General features: G+C 80.8%; 1 protein-coding gene and 1 pseudogene. One reads left to right on the top strand and one right to left on the bottom strand.

Going from position 1 to position 993, the window contains the following annotated elements:
* Nucleotides 1-746: HAMP domain-containing sensor histidine kinase (locus PYV61_RS25780; RefSeq protein ID WP_275836750.1), on the top strand; the 746-nt coding region annotated here is incomplete at its 5' end.
* 23 nt (nucleotides 747-769) lie between these two features.
* On the opposite strand, the pseudogene PYV61_RS25785 reads toward PYV61_RS25780, so the two are convergent.
* Nucleotides 770-993 (bottom strand): annotated as a pseudogene (locus tag PYV61_RS25785) (hypothetical protein); the annotation flags it as partial.

Consider the following 993-nt stretch of genomic DNA (forward strand, 5'->3'; position numbering starts at 1 on the left):
GGCGCCGCGCCGCGCTGGCGCTGGAGCGCGCGCGCCTGTACGCCGACGCGCGCGCGGCGGTGGCGGCGCGCGACCAGGTGCTGGCGGTGGTCGCGCACGACCTGCGCGCGCCGCTGTCGGCGGTGCGGTTCGACGTCGAGATGCTGCGCGCCGAGGCGCCGCTGGCCGAGGCGGACGCGCGCACGCTGGCCCGCGTGGAGCGGGCGGCGGCGCGGATGGACGCGCTGATCGAGGACCTGCTCGACGTGGCGCGGCTGAACCGCGCGCCGCTGGCGCTCGACCGGCGGCCGCGCGACATGGCGGCGCTGCTCGACGAGGCGGCGGCGGCGCTGCGCCCGCTGGCGGAGGCGCGGGGGGCGCGCTTCGCGGCCGACGGCCCGCGCGCGCTCCCGGCGCTCGCGGTGGACGAGACGCGGCTGCTGCAGGCGCTGACGAACCTCGTCGCCAACGCGGCGAAGTTCGCGCCGGCGGGCGGGCTGGTGTCGCTGGCGTGGGAGCTGGCGGGGGGCGAGCTGCGCGTGTCGGTGCGCGACGACGGCCCGGGGATCGCGCCGGAGGAGGCGCAGCACATCTTCGGCGCGTACTGGCAGGCGCGCCACGCCGACCGGCGCGGGCTCGGGCTCGGCCTCGCCATCGCGCGCGGCGTCGCCGAGGCGCACGGCGGGCGGCTGTGGGTGGAGAGCGCGGAGGGGGCGGGGTCGCGGTTCGTGCTGGCGCTGCCGGTCGAGGGACCCGCGGAAGGCTGACGGGACGGCGCGGGGCGGTCGTGCTACGGCGTCCGCGTCCCGTCCAGCGCGCGCGCGTTGTCGGCCGAGTCGGAGCCGACGGCCACGCCGCGGTAGCGCACGCGCGGCGAGGAGAAGTACGGGATGCGGCGGCCGACGTGCGACATCACGGTGCCGACGTGCGCGCCGCGCGGCGGCTCCGCGCCGACGACCCCGTGCCACCCGCGCGCGTAGGCCGGCGCCGCCGCCGCGGCGTCGGGCGCGTCGG

This window comes from Roseisolibacter sp. H3M3-2, assembly GCF_029211165.1.
Lineage (GTDB): Bacteria > Gemmatimonadota > Gemmatimonadetes > Gemmatimonadales > Gemmatimonadaceae > Roseisolibacter.